Annotated in this window: 23 protein-coding genes, 1 pseudogene and 1 other annotated feature; of the genes and pseudogenes, 13 read left to right on the top strand and 11 right to left on the bottom strand. The window is 49.2% G+C overall.

Annotated elements, in window-relative coordinates; genetic code table 11:
* From UTM25_RS00185 to ugd, 8 genes and pseudogenes are all read left to right on the top strand, one after another.
* Positions 1-191 (top strand): annotated as a pseudogene (locus UTM25_RS00185) (glycosyltransferase family 1 protein); the annotation flags it as partial.
* Positions 192-200: 9 nt separating this feature from the next.
* Positions 201-1,235, top strand: a complete 1,035-nt coding sequence (fnlA, locus tag UTM25_RS00190; RefSeq protein ID WP_109845268.1) for a UDP-N-acetylglucosamine 4,6-dehydratase/5-epimerase — start codon at positions 201-203, stop codon at positions 1,233-1,235.
* A 1-nt stretch (position 1,236) separates the two neighbouring features.
* Positions 1,237-2,340, top strand: a complete 1,104-nt coding sequence (gene wbjC, locus UTM25_RS00195; protein WP_194399603.1) for a UDP-2-acetamido-2,6-beta-L-arabino-hexul-4-ose reductase — start codon at positions 1,237-1,239, stop codon at positions 2,338-2,340.
* Positions 2,340-3,470 carry a non-hydrolyzing UDP-N-acetylglucosamine 2-epimerase gene (gene wecB, locus UTM25_RS00200; RefSeq protein WP_126787443.1) on the top strand — a complete coding sequence of 377 codons (1,131 nt, stop codon included), beginning with the start codon at positions 2,340-2,342 and terminating at the stop codon, positions 3,468-3,470. Before wbjC ends, wecB begins: the two co-directional genes overlap by 1 nt.
* Positions 3,470-4,681 (top strand): glycosyltransferase family 4 protein, encoded by a 1,212-nt coding sequence (locus tag UTM25_RS00205; RefSeq protein ID WP_194399602.1) that lies wholly within the window; start codon positions 3,470-3,472, stop codon positions 4,679-4,681. Before wecB ends, UTM25_RS00205 begins: the two co-directional genes overlap by 1 nt.
* Entirely contained in the window at positions 4,668-5,069 is a 402-nt protein-coding gene (locus UTM25_RS00210) for a WbuC family cupin fold metalloprotein (RefSeq protein WP_194399601.1), read from the top strand. Before UTM25_RS00205 ends, UTM25_RS00210 begins: the two co-directional genes overlap by 14 nt.
* A 111-nt stretch (positions 5,070-5,180) precedes the next feature.
* On the top strand, positions 5,181-6,587 hold the full coding sequence (gndA, locus tag UTM25_RS00215; protein ID WP_024908082.1) for an NADP-dependent phosphogluconate dehydrogenase: 1,407 nt from the start codon (positions 5,181-5,183) through the stop codon (positions 6,585-6,587).
* 226 nt (positions 6,588-6,813) lie between these two features.
* Positions 6,814-7,980, top strand: coding sequence for a UDP-glucose 6-dehydrogenase (gene ugd / locus UTM25_RS00220; RefSeq protein WP_194399600.1), 1,167 nt, complete (start codon positions 6,814-6,816; stop codon positions 7,978-7,980).
* A 52-nt stretch (positions 7,981-8,032) separates the two neighbouring features.
* On the opposite strand, the gene UTM25_RS00225 is transcribed toward ugd, so the two are convergent.
* On the bottom strand, positions 8,033-9,037 hold the full coding sequence (locus tag UTM25_RS00225) for an NAD-dependent epimerase (protein WP_194399599.1): 1,005 nt from the start codon (positions 9,035-9,037) through the stop codon (positions 8,033-8,035).
* A gap of 192 nt (positions 9,038-9,229) precedes the next feature.
* Here UTM25_RS00225 and wzzB point away from each other — a divergent pair, with 192 nt between their 5' ends.
* Positions 9,230-10,210 (top strand): LPS O-antigen chain length determinant protein WzzB, encoded by a 981-nt coding sequence (wzzB, locus tag UTM25_RS00230; RefSeq protein ID WP_194399598.1) that lies wholly within the window; start codon positions 9,230-9,232, stop codon positions 10,208-10,210.
* Between the two features lie 39 nt (positions 10,211-10,249).
* Here wzzB and hisIE read toward each other — a convergent pair whose 3' ends face one another.
* The 9 genes from hisIE to hisL all read right to left on the bottom strand — a co-directional run bounded on the left by hisIE (position 10,250) and on the right by hisL (position 17,466).
* Positions 10,250-10,861: a bifunctional phosphoribosyl-AMP cyclohydrolase/phosphoribosyl-ATP diphosphatase HisIE gene (hisIE, locus tag UTM25_RS00235; RefSeq protein WP_194399597.1), complete on the bottom strand. Its 612-nt coding sequence runs from the start codon at positions 10,859-10,861 to the stop codon at positions 10,250-10,252.
* Positions 10,855-11,631, bottom strand: coding sequence for an imidazole glycerol phosphate synthase subunit HisF (hisF, locus tag UTM25_RS00240; RefSeq protein WP_194399596.1), 777 nt, complete (start codon positions 11,629-11,631; stop codon positions 10,855-10,857). The genes hisIE and hisF overlap by 7 nt, the downstream gene beginning before the upstream one ends.
* Positions 11,613-12,350, bottom strand: a complete 738-nt coding sequence (gene hisA / locus UTM25_RS00245) for a 1-(5-phosphoribosyl)-5-[(5-phosphoribosylamino)methylideneamino]imidazole-4-carboxamide isomerase (protein WP_047647359.1) — start codon at positions 12,348-12,350, stop codon at positions 11,613-11,615. Before hisA ends, hisF begins: the two co-directional genes overlap by 19 nt.
* Entirely contained in the window at positions 12,350-12,940 is a 591-nt protein-coding gene (gene hisH, locus UTM25_RS00250; protein WP_063441239.1) for an imidazole glycerol phosphate synthase subunit HisH, read from the bottom strand. Before hisH ends, hisA begins: the two co-directional genes overlap by 1 nt.
* Complete coding sequence (gene hisB, locus UTM25_RS00255) at positions 12,940-14,007, bottom strand: bifunctional histidinol-phosphatase/imidazoleglycerol-phosphate dehydratase HisB (RefSeq protein WP_194399595.1); 1,068 nt, start codon at positions 14,005-14,007, stop codon at positions 12,940-12,942. Before hisB ends, hisH begins: the two co-directional genes overlap by 1 nt.
* A complete protein-coding gene (gene hisC / locus UTM25_RS00260; protein WP_032658765.1) occupies positions 14,004-15,065 on the bottom strand; it encodes a histidinol-phosphate transaminase in 1,062 nt (353 codons plus the stop codon). The genes hisB and hisC overlap by 4 nt, the downstream gene beginning before the upstream one ends.
* Positions 15,062-16,366, bottom strand: coding sequence for a histidinol dehydrogenase (gene hisD / locus UTM25_RS00265; RefSeq protein ID WP_194399594.1), 1,305 nt, complete (start codon positions 16,364-16,366; stop codon positions 15,062-15,064). Before hisD ends, hisC begins: the two co-directional genes overlap by 4 nt.
* 5 nt (positions 16,367-16,371) lie before the next feature.
* Positions 16,372-17,271, bottom strand: a complete 900-nt coding sequence (gene hisG, locus UTM25_RS00270; protein ID WP_000886595.1) for an ATP phosphoribosyltransferase — start codon at positions 17,269-17,271, stop codon at positions 16,372-16,374.
* Positions 17,272-17,316: 45 nt separating this feature from the next.
* Positions 17,317-17,440, bottom strand: a sequence feature (His leader region).
* A complete protein-coding gene (hisL, locus tag UTM25_RS00275; protein ID WP_001364200.1) occupies positions 17,416-17,466 on the bottom strand; it encodes a his operon leader peptide in 51 nt (16 codons plus the stop codon). (Overlaps the previous feature by 25 nt.)
* Before the next feature lie 175 nt (positions 17,467-17,641).
* Here hisL and UTM25_RS00280 point away from each other — a divergent pair, with 175 nt between their 5' ends.
* The 4 genes from UTM25_RS00280 (at position 17,642) to plaP (ending at position 21,068) form a co-directional block, all read left to right on the top strand.
* A complete protein-coding gene (locus UTM25_RS00280; protein WP_194399593.1) occupies positions 17,642-18,466 on the top strand; it encodes an SDR family oxidoreductase in 825 nt (274 codons plus the stop codon).
* A gap of 42 nt (positions 18,467-18,508) precedes the next feature.
* The gene (locus tag UTM25_RS00285; protein ID WP_194399592.1) at positions 18,509-19,438 is read left to right on the top strand and encodes a LysR substrate-binding domain-containing protein; all 930 of its coding nucleotides are present in this window, start codon (positions 18,509-18,511) and stop codon (positions 19,436-19,438) included.
* A gap of 219 nt (positions 19,439-19,657) precedes the next feature.
* Entirely contained in the window at positions 19,658-19,720 is a 63-nt protein-coding gene (yoeI, locus tag UTM25_RS00290; RefSeq protein WP_099458931.1) for a membrane protein YoeI, read from the top strand.
* Positions 19,710-21,068 (top strand): putrescine/proton symporter PlaP, encoded by a 1,359-nt coding sequence (gene plaP / locus UTM25_RS00295; protein WP_194399591.1) that lies wholly within the window; start codon positions 19,710-19,712, stop codon positions 21,066-21,068. The genes yoeI and plaP overlap by 11 nt, the downstream gene beginning before the upstream one ends.
* 782 nt (positions 21,069-21,850) lie before the next feature.
* Here the strand turns inward: plaP and UTM25_RS00300 are convergent.
* The gene (locus tag UTM25_RS00300; protein ID WP_194399590.1) at positions 21,851-24,088 is read right to left on the bottom strand and encodes a sulfatase-like hydrolase/transferase; all 2,238 of its coding nucleotides are present in this window, start codon (positions 24,086-24,088) and stop codon (positions 21,851-21,853) included.
* Positions 24,089-24,226: the final 138 nt, after the last annotated feature.

Consider the following 24,226-nt stretch of genomic DNA (forward strand, 5'->3'; position numbering starts at 1 on the left):
GTAGTGATCTACCTTATTCCAGAGATGTTCTTTCAGGATACGAAGGGGCGATTTTTGTGGACTATAACAGTGAAATAGATTGGGCTCAAGAGATTCATACTGCATTGCAACAGGGTTCTGATTATCATTATAAGAAGTTTGAAAATGATAGTCGTTCATCGTGGCCTCAATTTTTTGAGTTACTTAAATAGGGTTATTATATGTTTAAAAATAAGGTGTTGTTGATAACTGGTGGTACAGGTTCTTTTGGTAATGCTGTGCTTGACCGTTTTTTAGAAACTGATATACGCGAAATTCGTATTTTTTCTCGTGATGAGAAAAAACAAGATGACATGCGTAAGAAATATAATAATCCGAAACTGAAGTTTTATATAGGAGATGTGCGAGACTACTCAAGTGTGCTTAACGCATCGAGAGGAGTTGATTATATTTATCACGCAGCAGCATTGAAGCAAGTTCCTTCCTGTGAATTCCATCCTTTGGAAGCAGTCAAAACTAATGTGTTAGGCACAGAAAATGTCCTTGAAGCGGCGATCGCAAACGAAGTCAAGCGTATTGTATGCCTAAGTACTGATAAAGCAGTTTACCCAATAAATGCTATGGGTATTTCGAAAGCTATGATGGAAAAAGTCATGGTTGCAAAATCACGTAATGTTAATAGTGAAAAAACGGTGATTTGTGGTACTCGCTATGGAAACGTAATGGCATCTCGGGGTTCAGTGATTCCGCTTTTTGTTGATTTAATTAAAGCGGGTAAAGCGCTTACAATTACCGATCCAAACATGACTCGCTTCATGATGACACTTGAGGATGCAGTAGATTTAGTGCTTTATGCTTTTGAACATGGCAATAATGGCGATATTTTTGTACAAAAAGCACCCGCTGCAACCATAGATACTTTGGCTATAGCTCTAAAACAACTCTTAAATGCTGAAAGCCATCCTGTGAATGTGATTGGGACTCGTCACGGAGAAAAATTGTACGAGGCATTACTTAGCCGTGAAGAAATGATCGCAGCGATTGATATGGGTGATTATTATCGAGTACCACCTGATTTACGCGACCTTAATTATGGCAAATATGTTGAGCAAGGCGATCGTCGAATTTCTGAAATTGAAGATTATAACTCTCATAACACAACTCGACTGGATGTTGAGGGCATGAAAACACTGCTCCTTAAACTTCCTTTTATTAGAGCATTACGTGCTGGCGAGCAATACGAATTGGATTCCTAATATGAAGATTCTTATCACCGGAGCTGAGGGCTTCATTGGCCGTAACTTATGCTTACGGCTTCAAGAGGCTGGTTATACTCAATTATTTAAAATTGGTCGTCATTCAACCGCAGAAGACCTTGAAGATGCAGTAAAAAACGCAGATTTTGTTTATCATCTTGCAGGGATAAATAGACCACTGCAAAATGGTGAGTTTATTGAAGGTAACTCCAATTTTACAGCCAAGTTAGTTGAATTGTTAATTGCTAACGGCAAAAGAATTCCACTAATGATCAGCTCCTCAATCCAGGCTGAATTAGATAATCCATATGGTCTGAGTAAAGCATCGTCAGAAAAACATATTGAACGTTATGCATCGCTTAGCGGTGCATCATATTATATATATCGTTTTCCTAATGTTTTTGGCAAATGGTGTAAACCAAACTATAACTCTTTTGTCGCTACTTTTTGCTACAATTTAGCTCGTGGTCTGGATATTACCGTCAATGATCCCTATGCCGCAGTTAATCTCGTTTACATTGATGATGTTTGTAGCGAAGCGTTAGAACTTCTTAAAGGTAAATCCGAGAGTGGATATAAAAGTATTAGCCCCATTTATTCTACAACAGTAGGTGAAGTTGCTGAACTACTCCAGCGCTTTAAATCAAGTCGTTCAACGTTAGTTACTGAAAATGTAGGTACGGGTTTCATTCGTGCATTATACTCGACTTGGTTAAGTTATTTACCCGTTGAAGAATTTTCATATTCTATTCCCTCCTATGGGGACGCTCGCGGCATCTTTTGTGAAATGTTAAAGACGCCATCTGCGGGTCAGTTTTCATTTTTTACGGCCCATCCTGGAATTACACGTGGGGGCCATTATCACCACTCAAAAAATGAAAAATTTTTAGTAATCCGTGGGCGTGCGTGTTTTAAATTCGAGCATGTAATTACCGGGGAACGTTATGAGATTAACGTTTCATCAGAGAAGTTTGAAATTGTTGAGACGGTACCTGGATGGACCCATGACATTACTAATATTGGTGATGATGAGTTAATAGTTATGCTTTGGGCAAATGAAATTTTTAATCGTGATGTGCCAGATACAATTGCGAGACCGCTATAATGAAAAAATTAAAAGTTATGTCTGTTGTTGGAACGCGTCCGGAAATTATTCGGTTGTCACGTGTGTTAGCTAAGCTTGATATTCACTGTGAGCATATTCTTGTTCATACAGGTCAGAACTATGATTATGAGTTGAATGAAGTATTTTTCAAAGATCTTGGTGTTAGAAAACCTGATTATTTCTTAAATGCTGCAGGGAAGAACGCGGCGGAAACGATTGGTCAGGTTATTATAAAAGTTGATGAAGTATTGGAATCTGAAAAACCAGAAGCAATGCTAGTTCTGGGTGATACAAATTCATGCATCTCAGCGATTCCCGCTAAGCGGCGTAAAGTACCTATTTTCCATATGGAAGCGGGCAACCGCTGTTTCGACCAACGTGTTCCGGAAGAAACTAACCGACGAATCGTGGATCATACTGCTGATATCAATATGACCTATAGTGATATTGCTCGTGAATACCTCCTGGCTGAGGGCATTCCGGCCGACAGAATCATCAAAACCGGCAGTCCAATGTTTGAAGTGCTTTCATACTATATGCCTCAAATTGATAGTTCGGATGTGTTATCCCGCTTGAATCTTAGTCCTGAAGAGTTCTTCGTTGTAAGTGCACATAGAGAAGAAAACGTGGATTCTCCGAAGCAACTAATCAAGCTGGCGGAAATTTTAAACACTATTGCTGAAAAGTATAATTTGCCAGTCATAGTTTCCACTCACCCTCGTACACGAAACCGAATAAATGAACAAGGAATTCAATTCCATTCAAACATTCATTTGCTTAAGCCTTTAGGTTTCCATGATTACAATCACCTTCAGAAAAATGCACGCGCTGTATTGTCTGATAGTGGAACTATCACGGAAGAATCTTCAATTATGAATTTCCCTGCTATTAATATTCGGGAAGCTCATGAGCGTCCAGAGGGTTTTGAAGAAGCATCCGTTATGATGGTAGGCCTGGAATGCGAACGTGTACTTCAGGCACTGGATATCCTTGCAACACAGCCTCGTGGGCAAACACGACTTTTACGGCAGGTGAGTGATTACAGTATGCCAAATGTTTCTGATAAAGTTGTAAGGATTATTCACTCTTATACAGATTACGTCAAAAGAGTCGTCTGGAAAGAATATTAATGAAACTAGCTTTAATCATAGATGATTATCTACCCAATAGTACGCGTGTTGGTGCAAAAATGTTTCATGAGTTGGCTCAGGAGTTTATGCAACGTGGACATGATGTAACAGTTATCACACCTGACACCACCTTGCAAAAAGAGGCCTCATTTGACATCTTTCAAGGAGTAAAAACATGGCGCTTTAAAAGTGGACCACTTAAGGATGTTTCGAAAACTCAGCGTGCTATCAATGAAACACTTTTGTCCTTTAGAGGCTGGAGTGCGATCAAAAGTCAGATACACAAAGACACTTTTGATGGTGTAGTTTATTATTCGCCTTCCATTTTTTGGGGAGGGTTAGTGAAAAGAATAAAATCTCGCTGTAAATGTCCTGCCTATCTTATTTTGAGGGATATGTTTCCTCAGTGGGTCATTGATGCTGGCATGCTCAAAGAAGGCTCTTTAATTGAACGTTATTTTCGCTTCTTTGAAAAATACTCCTATCAGCAGGCAAACCGAATTGGGTTAATGTCTGATAAAAACCTTGATGTTTTTAGAGTTTCAAATAAAAGTTATCCATGTGAGGTATTACGAAATTGGGCATCACTCACGCCTGCTGTAATTCCTCAGGGATATGTTTCCGTACGAAAACGGCTTGGCATTGAGAATAAGGTTATTTTTTTCTATGGCGGAAATATTGGTCACGCACAGGATATGGCCAATCTAATGCGTTTGGTTCGTCGTATGGCTGACCATACCCAGGCACATTTCTTGTTCGTTGGTCAAGGTGATGAAGTTGAACTAATTAACGAATTAGCTACCGAGTGGTCTTTAACAAACTTCACATATATGCCTTCTGTAGATCAGGAAGAATTTAAAAATATTCTTTCGGAAGTTGATGTTGGCCTGTTTTCGCTTTCAGCTTGTCATTCCTCACATAATTTCCCTGGCAAGCTATTGGGCTATATGGTACAGGCCTTGCCTATATTAGGAAGCGTTAATGCTGGTAATGATTTACTCGAAATTGTGAATCAAAATCATGCCGGATTCATTCACATCAATGGTGAGGATGACAAACTTTATCAGTCAGCATTACTAATGCTTAATGATATCAATATGCGTCATGAGCTTGGACGAGGAGCTAATCAATTATTGAAGGCGCAGTTTTCTGTCGAATCTGCGGCACAGACGATTGAAATGAGGCTGGAGGCATATAATGCGACTAATTGATTATGAGCAACTCGAAGATTTATATAAACAAGCCGAGGAATCAACGCGCCTGCGTTCTCACCTTTTGATGCACGATTCCCATCAGGATAAAGTACAGCGGTTGTTAATTGCTTTAGTTAAAGGCAGCTTTGTAGAACCCCACTATCATGAACTTTCTCATCAATGGGAAATGTTTGTTGTCATGCAAGGCGAAATACAGGTCTGTTTACACAGCGATAGTGGCGAAGTTATCAAAGAATTTACGGCTGGTGATAGTAGCGGCGTAAAAATCGTGGAATTCTCCCCTGGTGACATACACAGTGTAAGATGTTTGTCCTCCCGAGCGCTCATGATGGAAGTGAAAGAGGGGCCATTTGATCCTTCTTTTGCAAAAGCATTTGTTCGATAGCTTCCTGAAAAGCATCTTCCGCTATCTCCATACCTTGATCCTGAGTTAACATCTAAGCCACATTTCAAGCCGCGCATAAGTCGCGGTGACCACACCTGACAGGAGTATGTAATGTCCAAGCAACAGATCGGCGTTGTCGGTATGGCAGTGATGGGGCGCAACCTGGCGCTCAACATCGAAAGCCGTGGTTATACCGTCTCCGTTTTCAACCGCTCCCGTGATAAGACCGAAGAAGTCATTGCCGAGAATCCAGGCAAGAAACTGGTTCCTTTCTATACTGTGAAAGAGTTCGTTGAGTCTCTGGAAACGCCTCGTCGTATCCTGTTAATGGTGAAAGCTGGCGCAGGTACCGATGCCGCTATCGACTCCCTGAAGCCTTACCTCGAAAAAGGTGACATCATCATTGATGGCGGTAACACCTTCTTCCAGGACACCATTCGTCGTAACCGTGAGCTGTCCGCAGAAGGCTTCAACTTCATCGGTACCGGTGTTTCCGGCGGTGAAGAGGGCGCGCTGAAAGGCCCATCTATCATGCCTGGCGGCCAGAAAGATGCGTACGAACTGGTTGCGCCTATCCTGACCAAAATTGCAGCCGTGGCTGAAGATGGTGAGCCTTGCGTAACCTATATCGGTGCCGACGGTGCAGGTCACTATGTGAAAATGGTGCACAACGGCATCGAATACGGCGACATGCAGCTGATTGCCGAAGCTTACTCCCTGCTGAAAGGCGGTCTGAACCTCTCTAATGAAGAGCTGGCTGAAACCTTTACCGAGTGGAACAAAGGCGAGCTGAACAGCTACCTGATCGACATCACCAAAGATATCTTCACGAAAAAAGATGAAGAGGGTAAATACCTGGTTGATGTGATTCTGGATGAAGCTGCGAACAAAGGTACCGGTAAATGGACCAGCCAGAGCTCTCTGGATCTGGGCGAACCGCTGTCTCTGATCACCGAATCCGTCTTCGCGCGTTACATCTCTTCCCTGAAAGAGCAGCGCGTCGCGGCGTCTAAAGTGCTGTCTGGCCCACAGGCTAAACCAGCGGGTGACAAAGCCGAATTTGTTGAAAAAGTGCGTCGTGCCCTGTATCTGGGTAAAATCGTTTCTTACGCGCAGGGCTTCTCTCAGCTGCGTGCGGCGTCAGACGAGAACAACTGGGATCTGAACTACGGTGAAATCGCGAAGATCTTCCGTGCGGGTTGCATTATTCGTGCGCAGTTCCTGCAGAAAATCACTGATGCCTATGCTGAAAACGCCGGTATCGCCAACCTGCTGCTGGCACCGTACTTCAAGAAAATTGCGGACGAATATCAGCAGGCGCTGCGTGACGTGGTTGCCTACGCTGTTCAGAACGGTATCCCGGTTCCGACCTTCTCTGCTGCAGTAGCCTACTACGACAGCTACCGTGCGGCCGTTCTGCCTGCTAATCTGATTCAGGCCCAGCGTGACTACTTTGGTGCGCATACTTACAAACGCACCGATAAAGAAGGCGTATTCCATACTGAATGGATGGAATAAGTTAACTTACTCGCTGTAATCAAAACCCGGAGCCTGTCTCCGGGTTTTTTTATGCAAAAAATGTCGCCTGTTATTCGAAGTAGTCTGAATCTCGCCCCGCTCGTAGTGATTACTCCTGGTTTGCCTTGACAGCTCAGTTTGCCAGGAGGTACAAAGCCCAACAGTTATGTTTATCGCGATGGTCTGGCGGCCATCAGTACAGTTAACTCACAGAAGTCATTAGCGAATGAAAATAACAATCTCCGGAACAGGGTATGTCGGTCTTTCTAACGGCATTCTGATTGCTCAGAATCATGAAGTGGTTGCGCTGGATATCGTCCAGGCCAAAGTGGATATGCTCAATCAGAAAAAATCGCCGATTGTGGATAAAGAAATCCAGGACTATCTCAGCAATAAACCGCTGAATTTCCGCGCCACGACAGATAAAGAAGATGCATACCGCGATGCGGATTACGTCATCATTGCCACGCCTACTGACTACGATCCTAAAACCAACTACTTCAACACCTCAACTGTAGAGGCGGTGATCAAAGACGTTATCGAGATCAACCCTGATGCGGTAATGGTCATTAAATCGACCATTCCTGTCGGTTTTACCAAATCCATTAAAGAAAAATTCGGTATTGATAATATCTTCTTCTCGCCGGAATTCCTGCGTGAGGGGAGAGCGCTTTACGATAACCTGCATCCTTCGCGTATCGTTATTGGCGAACGTTCTGAGCGCGCTGAACGCTTTGCTGCGCTGCTTCAGGAAGGCGCAGTGAAGAAAGATATTCAGGTGTTGTTTACCGACTCCACTGAGGCTGAGGCGATTAAGCTCTTCGCGAATACCTACCTGGCAATGCGAGTAGCTTATTTCAATGAGCTCGACAGCTACGCAGAAAGTCTTGGTCTGAATACCCGCCAGATTATTGAAGGGGTGTGTCTCGACCCGCGCATTGGCAACCACTACAACAACCCGTCATTTGGCTACGGCGGCTATTGCCTGCCAAAAGACACTAAGCAACTGCTGGCAAACTATCAGGCTGTACCGAATAACCTCATTTCGGCGATTGTTGACGCTAACCGTACTCGTAAAGATTTCATCTCCGACTCCATCCTTGCGCGTCAACCGAAAGTTGTTGGTGTGTACCGTCTGATCATGAAGAGTGGCTCCGATAACTTCCGCGCCTCTTCCATTCAGGGGATCATGAAGCGCATTAAGGCGAAAGGGGTTGAGGTTGTTATTTATGAGCCTGCCATGCCGGACGATCAGTTCTTCAATTCCCGGGTGATCCGCGATCTGGATGCCTTTAAGAAAGAAGCCGATGTCATCATTTCAAACCGCATGGCGGAAGAGCTGGCTGATGTAGCGGATAAGGTTTATTCCCGCGATCTGTTTGGTAGCGACTGATTCTCTGCTTTATCCTGTAAAAAACCCGGCTGAATTGCCGGGTTTTTTATTTTCAGACCTTGTAGAAATCGCGATACCAGTCAACGAAATTCTTTACTCCGTCTTTGACTGAGGTTTGCGGTTTAAAACCAATCACGTCATACAGTGCTTTAGTGTCTGCGCTGGTTTCCAGTACGTCGCCTGGCTGGAGAGGCAGCATGTTTTTCTCTGCTTTTTTACCCAGCGCGTCTTCCAGGGCGGTAATGTAATCCATCAGTTCTACTGGCGAACTGTTACCGATGTTATAAACCCGGTAAGGTGCTGAGCTGGTTGCCGGGGAGCCGGTCTCAACGGTCCAGTTTATGTCAGACTGGGGAATAACATTCTGCAGACGAATAATTGCTTCAGCGATGTCATCAATATACGTGAAGTCGCGCTTCATCTTACCGTAGTTATAGACATCGATGCTTTTGCCCTCAATCATCGCCTTTGTAAACTTAAACAGGGCCATGTCCGGGCGTCCCCACGGACCGTAAACTGTGAAGAAGCGCAGGCCGGTGGTCGGCAGATTGTAGAGATGCGAATAGGTATGCGACATCAGTTCATTGGCTTTTTTGGTCGCGGCATAGAGCGATACCGGGTGATCCACGGAATCGTCAGTGGAGAAAGGCATCTTGCGGTTGAGGCCATATACGGAGCTGGATGAGGCATACAGAAGATGCTGAACGTTATTATGGCGGCAGCCTTCCAGCACATTGAGATGGCCGATAAGGTTGGCATCTGCATAGGCGTGCGGATTTTCCAGGGAGTAGCGTACGCCTGCCTGTGCGGCCAGGTGAATGACACGATCAAATTTCTCACTGGCGAAAAGCTTGGCCATACCTTCGCGGTCGGCTAATTCCAGCTTGTGGAAGGTGAAACTCTCAGATTTTAACAGTTCCAGGCGTGCCAGCTTCAGGTTGACATCGTAGTATTCATTGAGGTTATCGATACCAACAACCTGATGACCGGCCTCAAGGAGGCGTTTGCTGACATTCGCACCGATAAAACCTGCAGCGCCCGTGACCAAAAATTTCATAGCTTCCCTCATAAACCTTTTTCTTACAGATGCCATAGCGCATCACATGGTGTCTATGATAGCGCGAAGGGTCGAAGTTACATAACCCATCTTTCCGATTTAACTCATCGGATTCTTATAGAAAAATCGCCAGTAACAGATAAACTAAGCAGACATCATTCTGTTTGCCCTTTTTCATCTGTTAGGGATTGTATGACACAAAACAACAATAGCCAGGTCAGTAGAAGCAATGACCCTGAGCAAATTGATTTACTTGATTTAATGCTGCAACTGTGGCGTGGGAAGTGGATGATAGCAACCTTTGTTGTTGTTTTTATCGCCCTGGCAATTGGATATTTATCGGTCGCAAAGGAGAAATGGACCTCCAGTGCGATTATTGCACAGCCTGATGCTGCCCAGATAGCGGCCTATTCAAATGCATTGAACATTCTCTATGGCAGTGCTGCACCCTCAATGCTCGACATTCAAACGCGCGCGATTGGCCGTTTTAATTCTTCGTTCTCGGCATTATCTCAGGCGCTTGAGAATCAGGAGGAACCTGAAAAACTGACCATCGCTCCGACCTCGACTGCACAGCCGCTACCGCTAAGTGTTTCCTACACCAGTACCTCTGCAGAAGCGGCTCAGAAGCAGCTGGCGCAGTACATTCAGCAGGTTGATGAGCAAACTGCGAAAGAACTGGCCGTTGACCTTAAGGACAACATCAAACAGCAGATCAAGACCCTTAATGATTCTCTGCAAAACCAGGAGAAGGTCGCTCAGGAGCAAAAAGATCTGCGTATCAAACAGATTGCAGAGGCACTAAAGAACGCCGAAGCAGCGAAAATTACCTCTCCGCAGCTACAGCAGACACAGGATGTAACTCAAGAGACGTTATTCCTGCTGGGAAGCGAGGGGCTGAAGTCGATGATTGACAATGAAGCTTCTCGTCCCCTGGTCTTCTCAACGGCTTATTACCAGACCAAGCGAAACCTGCTGGATATCCAAAACCTGAACGTAAACCCGGACACCATCCATGTTTATCGTTACGTCATGAAGCCTGATCTGCCAGTCCGTCGCGACAGCCCGAAAAAAGCTGTTATTTTGGTCCTTGCCGTGTTGCTTGGCGCGATGGTCGGTTCGGGCGTCCTGCTTAGCCGTAACGCCTTACGCAACTACAAACCCAAAGCCTGATTTGCAGATTAAAAAAACCGGGGATAATCCCCGGTTTTTTTATTTATGACGTTTGCGAAGATTTTCAATCACGGCCGTCAAATCCAACTCCTGATCCTGCAGCAGAACCAGTAGGTGGTACATCAAATCAGACGCTTCATTCGTCAGCTCATCGCGGTCATGTACGGTCGCGGCCAGTGCGGTTTCAACGCCTTCTTCACCCACCTTCTGTGCAATACGCTTTGTGCCGCTGGCGTACAGCTTCGCGGTGTAGGAACTTTCAGGATCCGCCGTTTTACGCTCTGCCAGCAGCTGTTCCAGTTGATACAGGAACAACCACCGGTGACTCGTCTCGCCGAAGCAGCTGCTGGTGCCCTTATGGCAGGTTGGGCCGATTGGGTTTGCCAGCACCAGCAGGGTGTCGTTGTCGCAGTCTGGCGTAATGCTCACAACATTCAGGAAATGGCCAGAGGTTTCCCCTTTGGTCCACAGGCGCTGTTTCGTGCGCGAGTAGAAGGTCACTTTGCCGCTGTCGATCGTTTTCGCCAGCGCGTCCTGGTTCATATACCCCAGCATCAGCACTTCGCCTGAGACGGCATGCTGGACAACCACCGGCAGTAATCCGTCAGTTTTTTCCCAGTCCAGCTGCGCCTGTTGTTGCTCTGTTAACATACCCTGATCTCCACGCCCTGGTCGGCCAGGTACGTTTTCAACTCACCAATATTAATAATCTGTTTGTGGAACACGGACGCGGCCAGCGCGCCGTCCACGTTCGCATCGCGGAAGGCTTCAAGGAAGTGTTCCATGGTGCCCGCGCCGCCGGAGGCAATCAGCGGAACGTGGCAGACCGCACGGACTTTTTTCAGCTGCCCGAGGTCATACCCGTTACGCACGCCGTCCTGGTTCATCATGTTGAGGACAATCTCGCCCGCGCCACGCTTCTGCACTTCCTGCACCCAGTCGAGCGTTTCCCACTGCGTCACGCGCGTGCGGCTTTCATCCCCGGTGTACTGGTTTACGTGGTACTTGCCCGTTGCGGCGTCATACCAGGTGTCGATCCCAACCACAATACACTGCACGCCAAAACGATCGGCGAGGCGGGTAATGAGCTCCGGGTCGGCCAGGGCAGGGGAGTTGATAGAAATCTTGTCGGCGCCAAACGAGAGAATTTTGGCGGCGTCGTCAGCGGACTTAATCCCGCCCGCCACGCAGAATGGAATGTCGATCACTTCCGCCACGCGTGCCACCCAGCTTTTATCGACCACGCGGCCATCGCTGGAGGCGGTGATGTCGTAAAAGACCAGCTCGTCGGCGCCTTCATCGGCATAGCGTTTTGCCAGCGGGACGATGTCGCCAATGATCTCGTGGTTGCGGAACTGCACGCCTTTCACGACCTGACCATCGCGTACGTCCAGGCAAGGAATTATCCGTTTTGCCAGCATTGAATCGCCTCCGTCACAGTAAATTTACCTTCCAGCAGGGCCCGGCCCACAATCACACCCTGCACACCGGTACCGCGCAGCGCGGCCACGTCCTCTATATCACCGATACCGCCAGACGACTGGAACGCTACCTGCGGATAACGCGCGCAGACCTCTTCATACAGCGAGACGTTGGAGCCCGCCAGCGTTCCGTCCCTGGAGATGTCCGTGCACAACACGTGCTTCAGACCAACGGGAAGATAGATATCGACCAGCTCTTCCAGCGTCACGCCGGAATTTTCCTGCCAACCGCTAACGGCCACCTGCTTATTACCCTGTTCATCAATACGCACGTCCAGCGCCAGGACCAGGGCATCGGCGCCAAAGCGGCGGAACCAGCCTTTCACGGTCTCAGGATCTTTCACGGCGGTTGAACCCACCACCACGCGGGCCACGCCAGCGTCCAGCAGCGCCGCGACGTCATCTTCCGTACGCACGCCGCCACCGACCTGGACGGGAACATCAACACCCGCAACAAGTTGTTTAAGCAGCGGGATCTGGCGTTTCGCCGGGTCTTTCGCGCCCGTCAAATCCACGAGGTGCAGTACCTGCGCACCTTGGGCGGCATAATCCTGCAGACGCGGCAGCGGGTCGTTTCCGTAGTCGCGCTGCTGGCCGTAATCGCCCTGATGCAGACGGACAACCGTACCGTCAATTAAATCTAATGCGGGAATAATCATCACATCTCCAGGAAGTTTTTCAGCAGCTGCGCGCCCGCGGCGCCAGAGCGCTCCGGGTGAAACTGCACGCCGAAGAAATTGTCTTTCTGTACGGCCGCCGTGAATGCCTCACCGTAGGTGCACTGGGCGATCGTATTCACGTTCACCGGCATGGCGTAGCTGTGCACGAAGTAAAAATACGCGCCGTCTTCGATGCCGCGAAACAGCCGATCGCCCGCTTTGGCGTAAACGCGGTTCCAGCCCATATGCGGCAGAGGCAGGCCGTGGTCGGACATTTTCGGCACGTCTTCGTCAATAATGCCCAGCAGGTCAACGCCGTTGCTCTCTTCGCTGCGGCGGCCCAGGATCTGCATGCCCAGGCATATGCCTAGCACCGGCTGGGTACAGGCTTTGATCAGGTCGACCAGCTCGCGTTCGCGAATCTGATCCATCGCCGCCTGCGCGGTGCCCACGCCCGGTAAAAAGAGTTTGTCGGCGCGCAGCACCACGTCCGGGTCACGGCTTACCACCGGCTCATAGCCGTGGCGCGCTATCGCCGATTTGACGGAGTTCAGGTTGGCGCATCCGGTATCCAGAATGACCACGTTCATTACAGCACTCCTTTCGATGAAGGCAGGGCGTCACCTTCCACGCGAATTGCCTGGCGCAGGGTACGGCCAAAGGCTTTGAAGAGACTCTCCACGCGGTGGTGGTCGTTCTTGCCCTTGGTCTTCAGGTGCAGCGTCAGGCCCATGGTGTAGGACAAGGAGCGGAAGAAGTGCTCCACCATTTCGGTGCTCAGATCGCCCACGCGCTGGTAGGTGAAATCAGCTTTGTATTCCAGGTGCGGACGGCCGGAGATGTCCATCGCGCAGCGCGCCAGACACTCGTCCATCGGCAGGACAAAGCCGAAACGGTTAATGCCGCGCTTGTCGCCGAGCGCCAGCTTCAGGGCTTCACCCAGCGCCAGGCCGGTATCTTCCACGGTGTGGTGATCGTCTATGTAGAGATCGCCTTTTACCGTAATTTCCATGCGGAAACCGCCGTGGGTGGCAATCTGGTCCAGCATGTGATCGAAGAAACCGACTCCGGTGTGGATCTTGCTGCCGCCTTCACGGTCCAGCCAGACCTTCACATCAATCTGCGTCTCTTTGGTGTTGCGCTCAACGTGGGAATAGCGGTCGCGTTTTGTCAGCTGTTCGCCAATCTTCGCCCAGTTAAGGTTGTTACGGTCGTAGCGCAGCCCCGCGATGCCCATGTTTTCCGCCAGCGTAATATCGGTGATGCGATCGCCGATAACATAGCTGTTGGTTTTATCCAGCACATCTTCAGCCAGGTAGCGCTCTACCAGCTTCACCTTTGGCTTACGGCAGTCACACTCGTCGGCTGGCATGTGCGGGCAAATCAGCACTTCATCAAATACCACGCCCTGAGAGGTCAGCACCTGCATCATCAGATTATGCGGGCCGTCAAAGTGCACCTGTGGGAAGCTGTCGGTACCCAGACCATCCTGGTTGGTGATCATTACCAGCTTAAAGCCTGCTTTTTGCAGCTTGAGCAGCACCGGGATCACGTCCGGTTCAAAAGCCAGCTTGTCGAATCGATCGACCTGAAAATCGGCTGGTGGCTCCGAAATAAGGGTGCCGTCACGATCGATGAAAAGGATCTTCTGGGTCATACTTTCTCCGCTTTCAGGGCGTCAATCACGCGCTGGCTCTCTGCACGGGTGCCTACGGTAATGCGCAGGCAACCGCTCAGAGAAGGTTGTTTATTCTGGTCTCGTAAGATAATGCCCTGATCCCATAAAGATTTAAATACGGCACTCGATGCGGTGAAGCGCACCAGGATGTAGTTAGTTTCCGAGTCGAATACCTGCTCCACGCAAGGGATATCCTTCAGGGCGGTCACCAGATACTGACGTTCCTCCAGGATTTGCGCCACGCGCTCGCGCATCGCGTTGATCCCCTGTGGCGTCAGCGCCTGTGCCGCAATATCGGCAACCGGCGTTGAGAGCGGGTACGGGGCGATCACTTTCAGCAGCAGGTCGATGACCTCTTTATTCGCCAGGGTGAATCCGCAGCGCAGACCCGCAAGGGCGAAAGCCTTCGACAGCGTACGCAGCACCACCAGGTGCGGATACTCTTCCAGCCAGCCTGCCAGCGTCGCCTGCGGGCAGAACTCGATGTAGGCTTCGTCGGCCACCACCAGGGCTTTACCGCGTGTCATCTCCAGCAGGGTGCGAATATCCTGCGGGTTGATAATCTGTCCGGTCGGGTTGTTCGGGCTACAGACAAACACCACTTTTACGCCATCGAGATTGTCGGCAATGCCCTGCAAATCCAGCTGCCAGTTCTCCAGCGCCTGCACGTTGCGACACGCCACGCCGAAGGTTTCCGCGCTGACGCTGTACATGCCGTAGGTAGGCTGGCAGTACATCACCGCGTCTTTGCCCGGCTCGCAGAAGGCGCGGATCAGCAGTTCAATGCCCTCATCCGCGCCGCGGCTGACCAGCACCTGCTCCGGCTTCACTCCAGCATACTGCGCGTAGTTTTCAATAACGGCCTTTGGCTGACATTCCGGATAGCGGTTCAACGTTTGCTGCGACAGTTCAAACTGCACCGCCGTCGGGAATTCGTTGGCGTTCAGCCAGACATCCCCTTTACCGCCCAGACGACGCGCAGACTGATAGGGCGTCAGGCGACGGACATTTTCGCGGGCTAATTCTTCAATGTTCATGCTTGCTCCTTCAGGGCTGCAACGCGCAGCGTAACGGCATTTTTGTGGGCGGTCAGCCGCTCGGCGGCGGCCAGGGTTTCAATAGTAGACGCCAGTGACGCAAAACCTTCACGGGAGAGCTCCTGCACGGTCATGCGTTTCTGGAAATCCGCCAGGCCCAGGCTCGAACAGGTAGAGGTGTAGCCATACGTGGGCAGCACGTGGTTGGTGCCGGAGGCGTAATCGCCCGCGGACTCCGGTGACCAGTCGCCGAGGAACACCGAGCCCGCGCTGGTAATGCTGTCAACCAGATCGCGCGCGCTGCGGGTCTGAATGATCAGGTGCTCCGGGCCGTACTGGTTGGAGATGGCAATACACTGATCCAGATCGCGCGCCACAATCAGGCGGCTGGCCGCTAGCGCCTGACGTGCCGTGTCGGCGCGGGGCAGGTCGGCAAGCTGGCGCTCCACGGCTTCGCCCACGCGCTTCGCCATATCGGCATCCGGCGTCAGCAGGATGACCTGCGAGTCCGGGCCGTGTTCCGCCTGAGAAAGCAGGTCGGAGGCGACGAAGTCCGGCGTTGCGCCGCTGTCGGCAATCAGCAGTACCTCAGACGGGCCGGCAGGCATATCGATGGCCGCGCCGTCCAGACGCTGGCTGACCTGGCGCTTGGCTTCGGTTACATACGCATTGCCCGGACCAAAAATTTTGTCGACCTTAGGAATGGAGTCTGTGCCGAATGCCAGGGCCGAAATCGCCTGCGCGCCGCCTACTTTATAGACCGCCTGCACGCCGCACAGCTTCGCCGCATAAAGGATCTCGTCGGCAATCGGTGGCGGTGAGCACAGCACCACTTTCTGACACCCGGCAATGCGTGCGGGAGTCGCCAGCATCAGTACGGTGGAGAAAAGCGGGGCAGAGCCGCCGGGAATATAGAGGCCGACGGATGCAACCGGGCGCGTGACCTGCTGGCATCGCACGCCGGGCAGGGTTTCAACATCCACGGTCTGCAGCTTTTGCGCGGTGTGGAAGGTATCAATGTTTTTCACCGCGACGGCCATCGCCTGTTTGATGTCGTCACCCAGACGGTTGCTGGCCTCAATGATTTCCTGCTCGGTTACCCGTAATGCGCCGACTTCCGTCTTATCAAACTTTGCGCTGTATTCACGCAGCGCGTCATCGCCGCGGGCTTTTACGTTGTTCAGGATCTCCGCCACGGTGCGTGAGATGCTTTCTGAGGCGGAAATCGCCGGGCGCATCAGCAGCTCGCGCTGCTGTGCGTCGCTACACGTATTCCAGTCGATGATTGTGTTAAAGCTCATGGCCATTACTCCATCATCTTCTCAATAGGCAGCACCAGGATGGAGCTTGCGCCCAGCGCCTTCAGTTTTTCCATGGTTTCCCAGAACAGGGTTTCGCTGCTCACCATGTGCATCGCCACGCGCTGCTGATCGCCCGCCAGCGGCAGGATGGTTGGGCGCTCAGCGCCCGGCAGGAGGGCAATCACTTCATCCAGACGCTCGGTTGGGGCGTGCATCATGATGTATTTGGACTCACGCGCCTGAATCACGCCCTGAATACGGGTCAGCAGCTTGTCGATCAGCTGTTGCTTGGCGTCGGCCATCTCGCCGTCGCGCTGAATCAGGCACGCTTTAGAGCGGTAGATCACTTCCACTTCGCGCAGGCCGTTGGCTTCCAGCGTCGCGCCGGTAGAGACGAGGTCACAGATGGCGTCCGCCAGACCCGCACGCGGCGCCACTTCAACGGAGCCGTTCAGCAGGCAGGATTTAAACTGCACGCCTTTCTGGTCGAGATAACGCTTTAACAGGTGAGGGTAAGAGGTGGCAATACGTTTGCCGTTCAGCGCGGCCGGGCCGTCCCACGCTTCGTCAACCGGCGTAGCCAGCGACAGGCGGCAGCCGCCGAAGTCCAGACGACGCAGTGTGAAGTAACGCGGATCTTCGCCCTGCGCACGGCGGGTCAGCAGCTCTTCTTCCAGCACGTTTTCCCCGATAATGCCGAGGTCAACGACGCCATCCATGACCAGGCCGGGAATATCGTCATCACGCACGCGCAGAATGTCGATGGGCATGTTTTCAGCCAGAGCAATCAGGCGCTGGGTGTGCAGGTTAATTTTAATCCCGCAGCGGGCCAGCAGTTCGCGTGAATCGTCGCTCAAACGGCCTGATTTTTGAATAGCTATGCGTAAGCGTGAGTTATCTAACATTCTTTATTCCTCGTTAACCTATTTTAACCTGTCTGAATTCGGTCCAAAAAAAAGCCCCCGGAAGAAGATCTTCCGGGGGCTTTTTCATGCGTTCATGCACCACTGGAAGATCCAAACGTCTTCCAGCACACATCGCCTGAAAGACTAGTCAGGATGATGGTGATGATGGTGGTGTTTAAATTGAACGCGTGTCATATAAATTCTCGATGAATGCTTATTCATTTGATGTCTTTTAACCTAAACCAGTTGTACGACATATTGCAAGGGCTTTTTTTGATCATTAATTCATTTCATATTGATGCTATGAATTGTGTGTTCTGCCGGGCTGGCGTAGCCTTATAAAAGACGAGTAAGAGTCAGGAGAATTCGCATGAAAAAGGTCGCGATTGTCGGTTTAGGATGGCTGGGAATGCCGCTGGCGATGTCATTAGCCGCGAAAGGCTGGCAGGTGACCGGGAGCAAAACCACGGCGGATGGGGTAGAGGCAGCGCGCATGTGCGGTATTGACGGCGTTGAGCTGCGCCTTGAACCGGAGCTGGTGTGTGATGCTGACGATCTGGACACGCTGATGAATGTCGATGCGCTGGTGATCACGCTCCCCGCGCGGCGCAGTGGCCCGGGCGAGTCGTTTTATCTGCAGGCGATGCAGGAGATCGTCGACAGCGCGCTGGCGCACCATGTTCCGCGCATCATTTTTACCAGCTCGACGTCGGTCTATGGCGAGGTTGAGGGCGTTGTTAAAGAGAGTTCAGAGCGCCGTCCCGTTACGGCGAGCGGTCAGGTTCTGAAAGAGCTGGAAGACTGGCTGCATAATCTTCCCGGCACGCAGGTCGATATCGTCCGTCTGGCGGGGCTGGTGGGCCCTGGCCGCCATCCTGGACGCTTTTTTGCCGGTAAGTCTGCGCCAGACGGCCAGCATGTCGTCAATCTTGTGCATCTTGACGATGTTGTTGCTGCGATTGAGCTACTCTTACAGGCTCCGAAAGGTGGACACATCTATAATATATGTGCACCTTCTCATCCGGCACGCAGCACGTTTTACCCGCTGATGGCACGTCAGCTGGGCCTGGCTCCGCCGGTTTTTGGTGAGGTAAAGGATGGCAGCAAAGGCAAAATTGTTGATGGCAATCGAATTTGTCATGAGCTGGGGTTTGAGTATCAGTATCCCGATCCGCTGGTGATGCCCATGGAATAAGACCCGCAGCGGAGACGATCGCGCACCAGAAGGGGGGCGAGCATGAAACCGCTGCTGGATGTTCTTATTATTCTGGATGCTCTGGAAAAAGAGGGGAGCTTTGCCGCTGCGTCAGCAAAGCTCTACAAAACCCCATCTGCGCTGAGCTATACCGTTCAAAAACTGGAAAGCGATCTCAATATCCAGATCCTCGATCGCTCCGGACACCGCGCACGTTTCACCCGTACCGGACAGATGCTGCTGGAAAAAGGCCGCGAAGTCCTCCATACCGTTCGTGAGCTCGAAAAACAGGCCGTAAAACTCCATCAGGGATGGGAAAACGAGCTGGTTATTGGCGTGGATGATACCTTTCCGTTTTCTCTCCTGACGCCGCTGATTGAAGCCTTCTATCAACACCACAGCGTGACCCGTCTCATCTTTATCAACGGCGTGCTGGGTGGCTCCTGGGATGCCTTAACGCAGGGCAGGGCGGACATTTTCGTCGGTGCACTCCATGAGCCTCCCCAGCTGAGTGATTTTGGTTTTGCCCGGCTGGGCGTGCTGGAGCAGGTATTTGCCGTGGCGCCCCATCACCCGCTGGCTCAGGAATCCGAGCCGCTTAACCGTCGCGTGATTAAAGGCTACCGCGCCATCGTGGTCGGGGACAGCTCTCGTCCGGAATGCTCGGTCTCCTCGCAGCTGCTTGATGAGCAGGAAGCCATTACCGTTTTCGACTTTAAAACCAAGCTGGAACTGCAAATAAGCGGCCTGGGCTGCGGCTATTTACCGCGCTATCTGGCGCAGCGGTTTATTGACAGCGGCGCGCTTGTTGAAAAACAGGTACTTGCTCAAAGCAGTAATGAATCGGTGTGGGTAGGCTGGAATGAACAAACTGCCGGGCTGGCCAGCGCCTGGTGGCGAGACGAGATTTTAGCAAATAGTGCTATCGCCGCCGTTTACTCTCAGCCCGACGTCCAGAAATCAGCCAGTTAGCAAAAAGAAAAACGGACCGGGCGTTGCAAAGTATTGCCTTTTGTATCCGATGTGGGGCAAAATGCGGCCGCTGCAACCAAATGAATAATCGACGATATAAAAGGCGTCGGTTATTTTTTTTTGCATGTACGAAACGAAACTAAAAACCAAGAGGCCGGGCTTCGTACCGGATAGATATTTACTAAAATCCGACAGTTGTTGTCGCTGAGGAAGAAAGAAATGGGGCAATTTTTCGCTTACGTGGCGGTTATCACCGTAAAGGAGAATAACTATGTCGCATAACGCAACTCCAAACACCTCTCGCGTGGAATTACGTAAAACGCTTACGTTGATTCCGGTTGTTATGATGGGCCTTGCCTATATGCAACCGATGACGCTGTTCGATACATTCGGTATCGTATCAGGCCTCACAGACGGTCATGTGCCGACGGCATACGGCTTCGCGCTGATTGCGATCCTCTTTACCGCGCTGAGCTACGGTAAGCTGGTGCGTCGCTATCCGTCTGCCGGTTCCGCCTACACCTATGCCCAGAAATCCATCAGCCCGACAGTTGGCTTTATGGTGGGCTGGTCTTCGCTGCTCGACTACCTGTTCGCGCCGATGATCAACATTCTGCTGGCAAAAATTTATTTTGAAGCGCTGGTGCCGTCGATTCCATCCTGGATGTTCGTCGTGGCGCTGGTGGCCTTTATGACCGCCTTTAACCTGCGCAGCATTAAGTCCGTTGCCAACTTTAACTCCGTGATCGTCGTCCTTCAGGTTGTCCTGATTGCCGTTATTCTTGGCATGGTGATTTACGGTGTGTTCCACGGCGAAGGCGCCGGCACTCTGGCGAGCAGCAAGCCGTTCTGGTCTGGTGATGCCCATGTGATCCCGATGATTACCGGGGCAACCATTCTGTGCTTCTCCTTTACCGGTTTTGACGGCATCAGCAACCTGTCTGAAGAAACGAAAGATGCAGAGCGCGTGATCCCTCGCGCAATCTTCCTGACGGCGCTGATTGGCGGTCTGATCTTTATTTTCTCGACCTATTTCCTGCAGCTGTACTTCCCGGATATCTCCCGCTTCAAGGATCCGGATGCGTCTCAGCCGGAAATCATGCTCTATGTGGCGGGTAAAGCGTTCCAGGTTGGCGCGCTGATCTTCTCCACCATTACCGTACTGGCATCCGGTATGGCCGCGCATGCAGGCGTTGCGCGTCTGATGTACGTGATGGGCCGCGATGGCGTATTCCCGAAAAGCTTCTTCGGCTACGTTCATCCAACCTGGCGTACCCCGGCAATGAACATCATCCTGGTCGGTGCCATTGCGCTTCTGGCGATTAACTTTGACCTGGTGATGGCAACGGCGCTGATTAACTTCGGTGCGCTGGTGGCGTTCACCTTTGTTAACCTGTCGGTTATCTCTCAGTTCTGGATCCGTGAAAAGCGTAACAAGACGCTGAAAGATCACTTCCAGTATATGTTCCTGCCGATGTGCGGTGCCCTGACCGTGGGCGCGCTGTGGGTTAACCTGGAAGAGAGCTCTATGGTGCTTGGCCTGATTTGGGCGGGTATCGGCCTGATTTACCTGGCCTGCGTCACGAAGAGCTTCCGTAACCCGGTTCCTCAGTACGAAGACGTCGCGTAATCACTTTGCCACATGCAGTAATTATCCTTAATGCCAGTCACTGACTGGCATTTTTACGCCATTAAAAACCCTAGCCAGGCTAGCGGGTCAGTAAGGCTATCAGCTTAGAGTCGGTTATTAAAACTCTTTTTGATTTGTTAACAATTTGTAGTCTGGCAACTGCAAGAGTCAAACCAGAAATCAAAAGGGGGTTTCAATGTGGGGCGAAAAGAACTTAGCGCACATCCGACAGAACTCTAGATATAACATATTTTTTGCTCCGGACAATAGGCGGGATCTTGAGAAATCTATGTGAATTGCTGTATGAGGAGTTTGGTGACCTGAATTACAAATACAGAAACAGGTGGTTCTGATTCCGTTACGATGTGAATGCGGTAGGTAAAAATACGGCGAATATACAAAAATAATTAAAATATCCTTTTAAAAAGGATAAAGTGTGAAATCAGTTATCACTATCATATCTTATTAACCCGTTCACGGACCGTTAGTAACAAAAAAGATGACAAATATCTGATTTTATGCGCCTGCTATGGCACAACCGGTAATAAGTCCTTACTAACCACATTTCTATAACCTGCGATATAGTCGGAGGTTATTTTATCCTACTTTTATTAGGCTTTATTCAGTAAATGGCGGGGAGGTGGAAAGAGAGCTGAGCTTGTGTGATTCAATAATGTGAATTTGCTACTGAGGAAAGAGTGGAAGCAGAAATTTAGATGAAATAGTGAGGCCCTTATAAAAGACCCCACTGTTCAATAAATGCTAGAGTGTAACGTGCTTGTCTAGTGGCAATCCATAAATGCTTCACAAAGAGTAATTAATTTATAATTCCTTGTATCAATGAACATATCAAAGGGAAGATCTGGAATTCCTTTCATTATCTCGCTATGCCCTGATTTGTAGATACCAATCACTTGTTGCCTGAATTTCAATGTTGAAAGTTCAGGAGTATTAAGAATGTCAGCAAGTTTTTCAACTGGCGCAGTGTCAGCGCATACTGCGGAGTCATTGGATGCGAAAATGACTGGCCCCTTCTGCTGTTGTAAAAATTCAGTAATTTCATCTTCGGGAATGGTGGTTGAAACACAGGTTGAATAATTCACCACTGTGTCAATATCAGACGAAATACCTTCATGAGTTGAGCCCAGCTTTATGATGTTAAAACCATATCCTAAATTTACACCCCGGTCATTTATCATAGCTCCACTTGTAGCAGTATAGGTGGCTGAAGAAAGTCCTAAAATATCACTTTGATACAAGATCGGTTTTTTGTTAATGATTTTTTCTGATGCTACTCCTGTGCTGTTAACACGAACCTGTTTTATCGAGTTTCTGGATATAATATAAGAACAAATACCATCTTCATTGATGTTCATATTTCTGCAAAGATTAGCATAGAATAAATCATTATCTTTTTGGATGACCTTTTGGGCATTCATGGCAAAAGCTTCAAACCATAATGCTTTCAATTGCCCATTAGCTTCAATAGCAGAATATACAGGTAAACTATATTCCTCTGAACCTATAGCTATCCCATTGTTAGTTTGTTTAATTCCATCATTTAATGATGGGTAGTTCCAAAGTTGCGACGCATAGGCAAAGAAATCTTTAGTCCGACCAAGTTCGTAATTTTTTATCAATTTGCCCTTTTTACTGTCGAGTAAGCTGCTTCCAAACCCTAACTCTTTCACCGCTGCGCCAGATAAATCGAGGACAGTTGGCCAGACATCGAGTAAAGTGCCTTCAGTATTATTAACAGTGGGTTTCAAATCTTTTTTGATAATAATGAAACGGTTTCTTCTCTCCTGGTTCACCTTATCGAGGAGAGGAGAGGCACTATTTGCCATCATTAGATGATCTGATACCAGCACGACGATAGTATTCTCGAACCAGGGACTATTCGTTATTCGATTTATAAAATCAGTCAGCAGATAATCTGAACAAGCCACTGAGGCAAGCATAGGATACTGCTCATTCTTAGGTACATGATTCTCACAGGCTTTCAAAAATGTCCCTTCCGGGGAGTGCGTATTTACTGTCAGGAGCGATAGCAGGAACGGTTGCTTCTGCTGGGACATACGTGAAAATTCATCCCATGCATGCTTAAGCAATAAGTCATCATGAATTCCCCATCCACTGACATCATCAGGTGTGGCAAGAAGGTTTTCTGCGAAATAATTTTTATCGTGCTGCGATTGCCAACCATGTTGCTCGAGGAATTTATCCCCCCCAGCGAATTCTTTCTGACTACCACGAATAAATTCGGTCTGATAGCCTTGAGTTCCAAACCATGAAGCTACACAGTCAGCCTTACCCAGGAAGTTGACAAAGCTCGCTCCAGAATTACCTTGTTCCATGATAAGTGGAATACCGCATTGAGTATTTACTAATCCCGCCATGGTCCATCCAATGCCCCGGATTGGTGGTTGACGTATGTTGGTAAACTGCATGTATTTATTTGCAAGCGCGCTCAGGCCTGGCGTGTAATTTGTTCCATCCAGGCTCTGGAATGTGTTTTCAAGACTTTCGGCATAAATAAAAACGTAATTATATTTTTTATCTAATTGCGCAGTTGCTTTTTTATATTCTTTTTTTACTGCGGCGGCATCACCATCATTAAAGAAGGTGTCTTTGGTTGAGTTGTAAATGTTCGAAATAAACTGTGATGGAATTATGCTAATTAAAATGAGAGACCAAATGAATGTTGTTTTTTTTAGGGGGAGTAAGTCCTTTTTTTTGTATTTTAAATATACGCTACATGCAAGTGTTGCCAAAATGATAATAATAAATATCAATCCGACTTGTAACTTGCTGTAAATATCATCAAGCGATGTGCCTTGTGCTGTATTAAATAACTGGTAATAAACGGCGTCGGTGACACCATAGCCAGTAAACATGTTTGAAATATACCAAAAAGCAAACAGTACGAAAATAATGCTAGTGGTAATTGATTTTAAAAAGATCCATCTGTGAGATGAAATAGCAAATACAAGTAGTGCAAAGAGTTGTAAGTAAATCATTTTAGAGGCTTTAAAAGTAAGTTAATCTGTTATCATGTAAGTTGCGATTTTATCATGATTTTTAGGGGCAATGAATGTCTTATGACATTTTTCTGCCATAAAAATGTCATAAATACTCTCTGATACCCCACATATATG

Origin of the sequence: Enterobacter sp. 61D5 (genome assembly GCF_034107965.1) — a bacterium.
Lineage (GTDB): Bacteria > Pseudomonadota > Gammaproteobacteria > Enterobacterales > Enterobacteriaceae > Enterobacter > Enterobacter cloacae_M.

What these genes read in the sequence shown, in the direction of transcription:
- UTM25_RS00210 (WP_194399601.1), top strand. Translation starts at nt 4,668, where the DNA reads ATGCGACTAATTGATTATGAGCAACTCGAAGATTTATATAAACAAGCC.
- UTM25_RS00225 (WP_194399599.1), bottom strand. Translation starts at nt 9,037, where the DNA reads ATGAAATTTTTGGTCACGGGCGCTGCAGGTTTTATCGGTGCGAATGTC.
- hisH (WP_063441239.1), bottom strand. Translation starts at nt 12,940, where the DNA reads ATGAACGTGGTCATTCTGGATACCGGATGCGCCAACCTGAACTCCGTC.
- UTM25_RS00285 (WP_194399592.1), top strand. Translation starts at nt 18,509, where the DNA reads ATGAAACCGCTGCTGGATGTTCTTATTATTCTGGATGCTCTGGAAAAA.
- hisD (WP_194399594.1), bottom strand. Translation starts at nt 16,366, where the DNA reads ATGAGCTTTAACACAATCATCGACTGGAATACGTGTAGCGACGCACAG.
- ugd (WP_194399600.1), top strand. Translation starts at nt 6,814, where the DNA reads ATGAAAATAACAATCTCCGGAACAGGGTATGTCGGTCTTTCTAACGGC.
- plaP (WP_194399591.1), top strand. Translation starts at nt 19,710, where the DNA reads ATGTCGCATAACGCAACTCCAAACACCTCTCGCGTGGAATTACGTAAA.
- hisB (WP_194399595.1), bottom strand. Translation starts at nt 14,007, where the DNA reads ATGACCCAGAAGATCCTTTTCATCGATCGTGACGGCACCCTTATTTCG.
- UTM25_RS00280 (WP_194399593.1), top strand. Translation starts at nt 17,642, where the DNA reads ATGAAAAAGGTCGCGATTGTCGGTTTAGGATGGCTGGGAATGCCGCTG.
- UTM25_RS00300 (WP_194399590.1), bottom strand. Translation starts at nt 24,088, where the DNA reads ATGATTTACTTACAACTCTTTGCACTACTTGTATTTGCTATTTCATCT.
- UTM25_RS00205 (WP_194399602.1), top strand. Translation starts at nt 3,470, where the DNA reads ATGAAACTAGCTTTAATCATAGATGATTATCTACCCAATAGTACGCGT.
- wecB (WP_126787443.1), top strand. Translation starts at nt 2,340, where the DNA reads ATGAAAAAATTAAAAGTTATGTCTGTTGTTGGAACGCGTCCGGAAATT.
- wzzB (WP_194399598.1), top strand. Translation starts at nt 9,230, where the DNA reads ATGACACAAAACAACAATAGCCAGGTCAGTAGAAGCAATGACCCTGAG.
- hisF (WP_194399596.1), bottom strand. Translation starts at nt 11,631, where the DNA reads ATGCTGGCAAAACGGATAATTCCTTGCCTGGACGTACGCGATGGTCAG.
- hisIE (WP_194399597.1), bottom strand. Translation starts at nt 10,861, where the DNA reads ATGTTAACAGAGCAACAACAGGCGCAGCTGGACTGGGAAAAAACTGAC.
- hisC (WP_032658765.1), bottom strand. Translation starts at nt 15,065, where the DNA reads ATGAACATTGAAGAATTAGCCCGCGAAAATGTCCGTCGCCTGACGCCC.
- fnlA (WP_109845268.1), top strand. Translation starts at nt 201, where the DNA reads ATGTTTAAAAATAAGGTGTTGTTGATAACTGGTGGTACAGGTTCTTTT.
- hisG (WP_000886595.1), bottom strand. Translation starts at nt 17,271, where the DNA reads ATGTTAGATAACTCACGCTTACGCATAGCTATTCAAAAATCAGGCCGT.
- hisA (WP_047647359.1), bottom strand. Translation starts at nt 12,350, where the DNA reads ATGATTATTCCCGCATTAGATTTAATTGACGGTACGGTTGTCCGTCTG.
- gndA (WP_024908082.1), top strand. Translation starts at nt 5,181, where the DNA reads ATGTCCAAGCAACAGATCGGCGTTGTCGGTATGGCAGTGATGGGGCGC.
- wbjC (WP_194399603.1), top strand. Translation starts at nt 1,237, where the DNA reads ATGAAGATTCTTATCACCGGAGCTGAGGGCTTCATTGGCCGTAACTTA.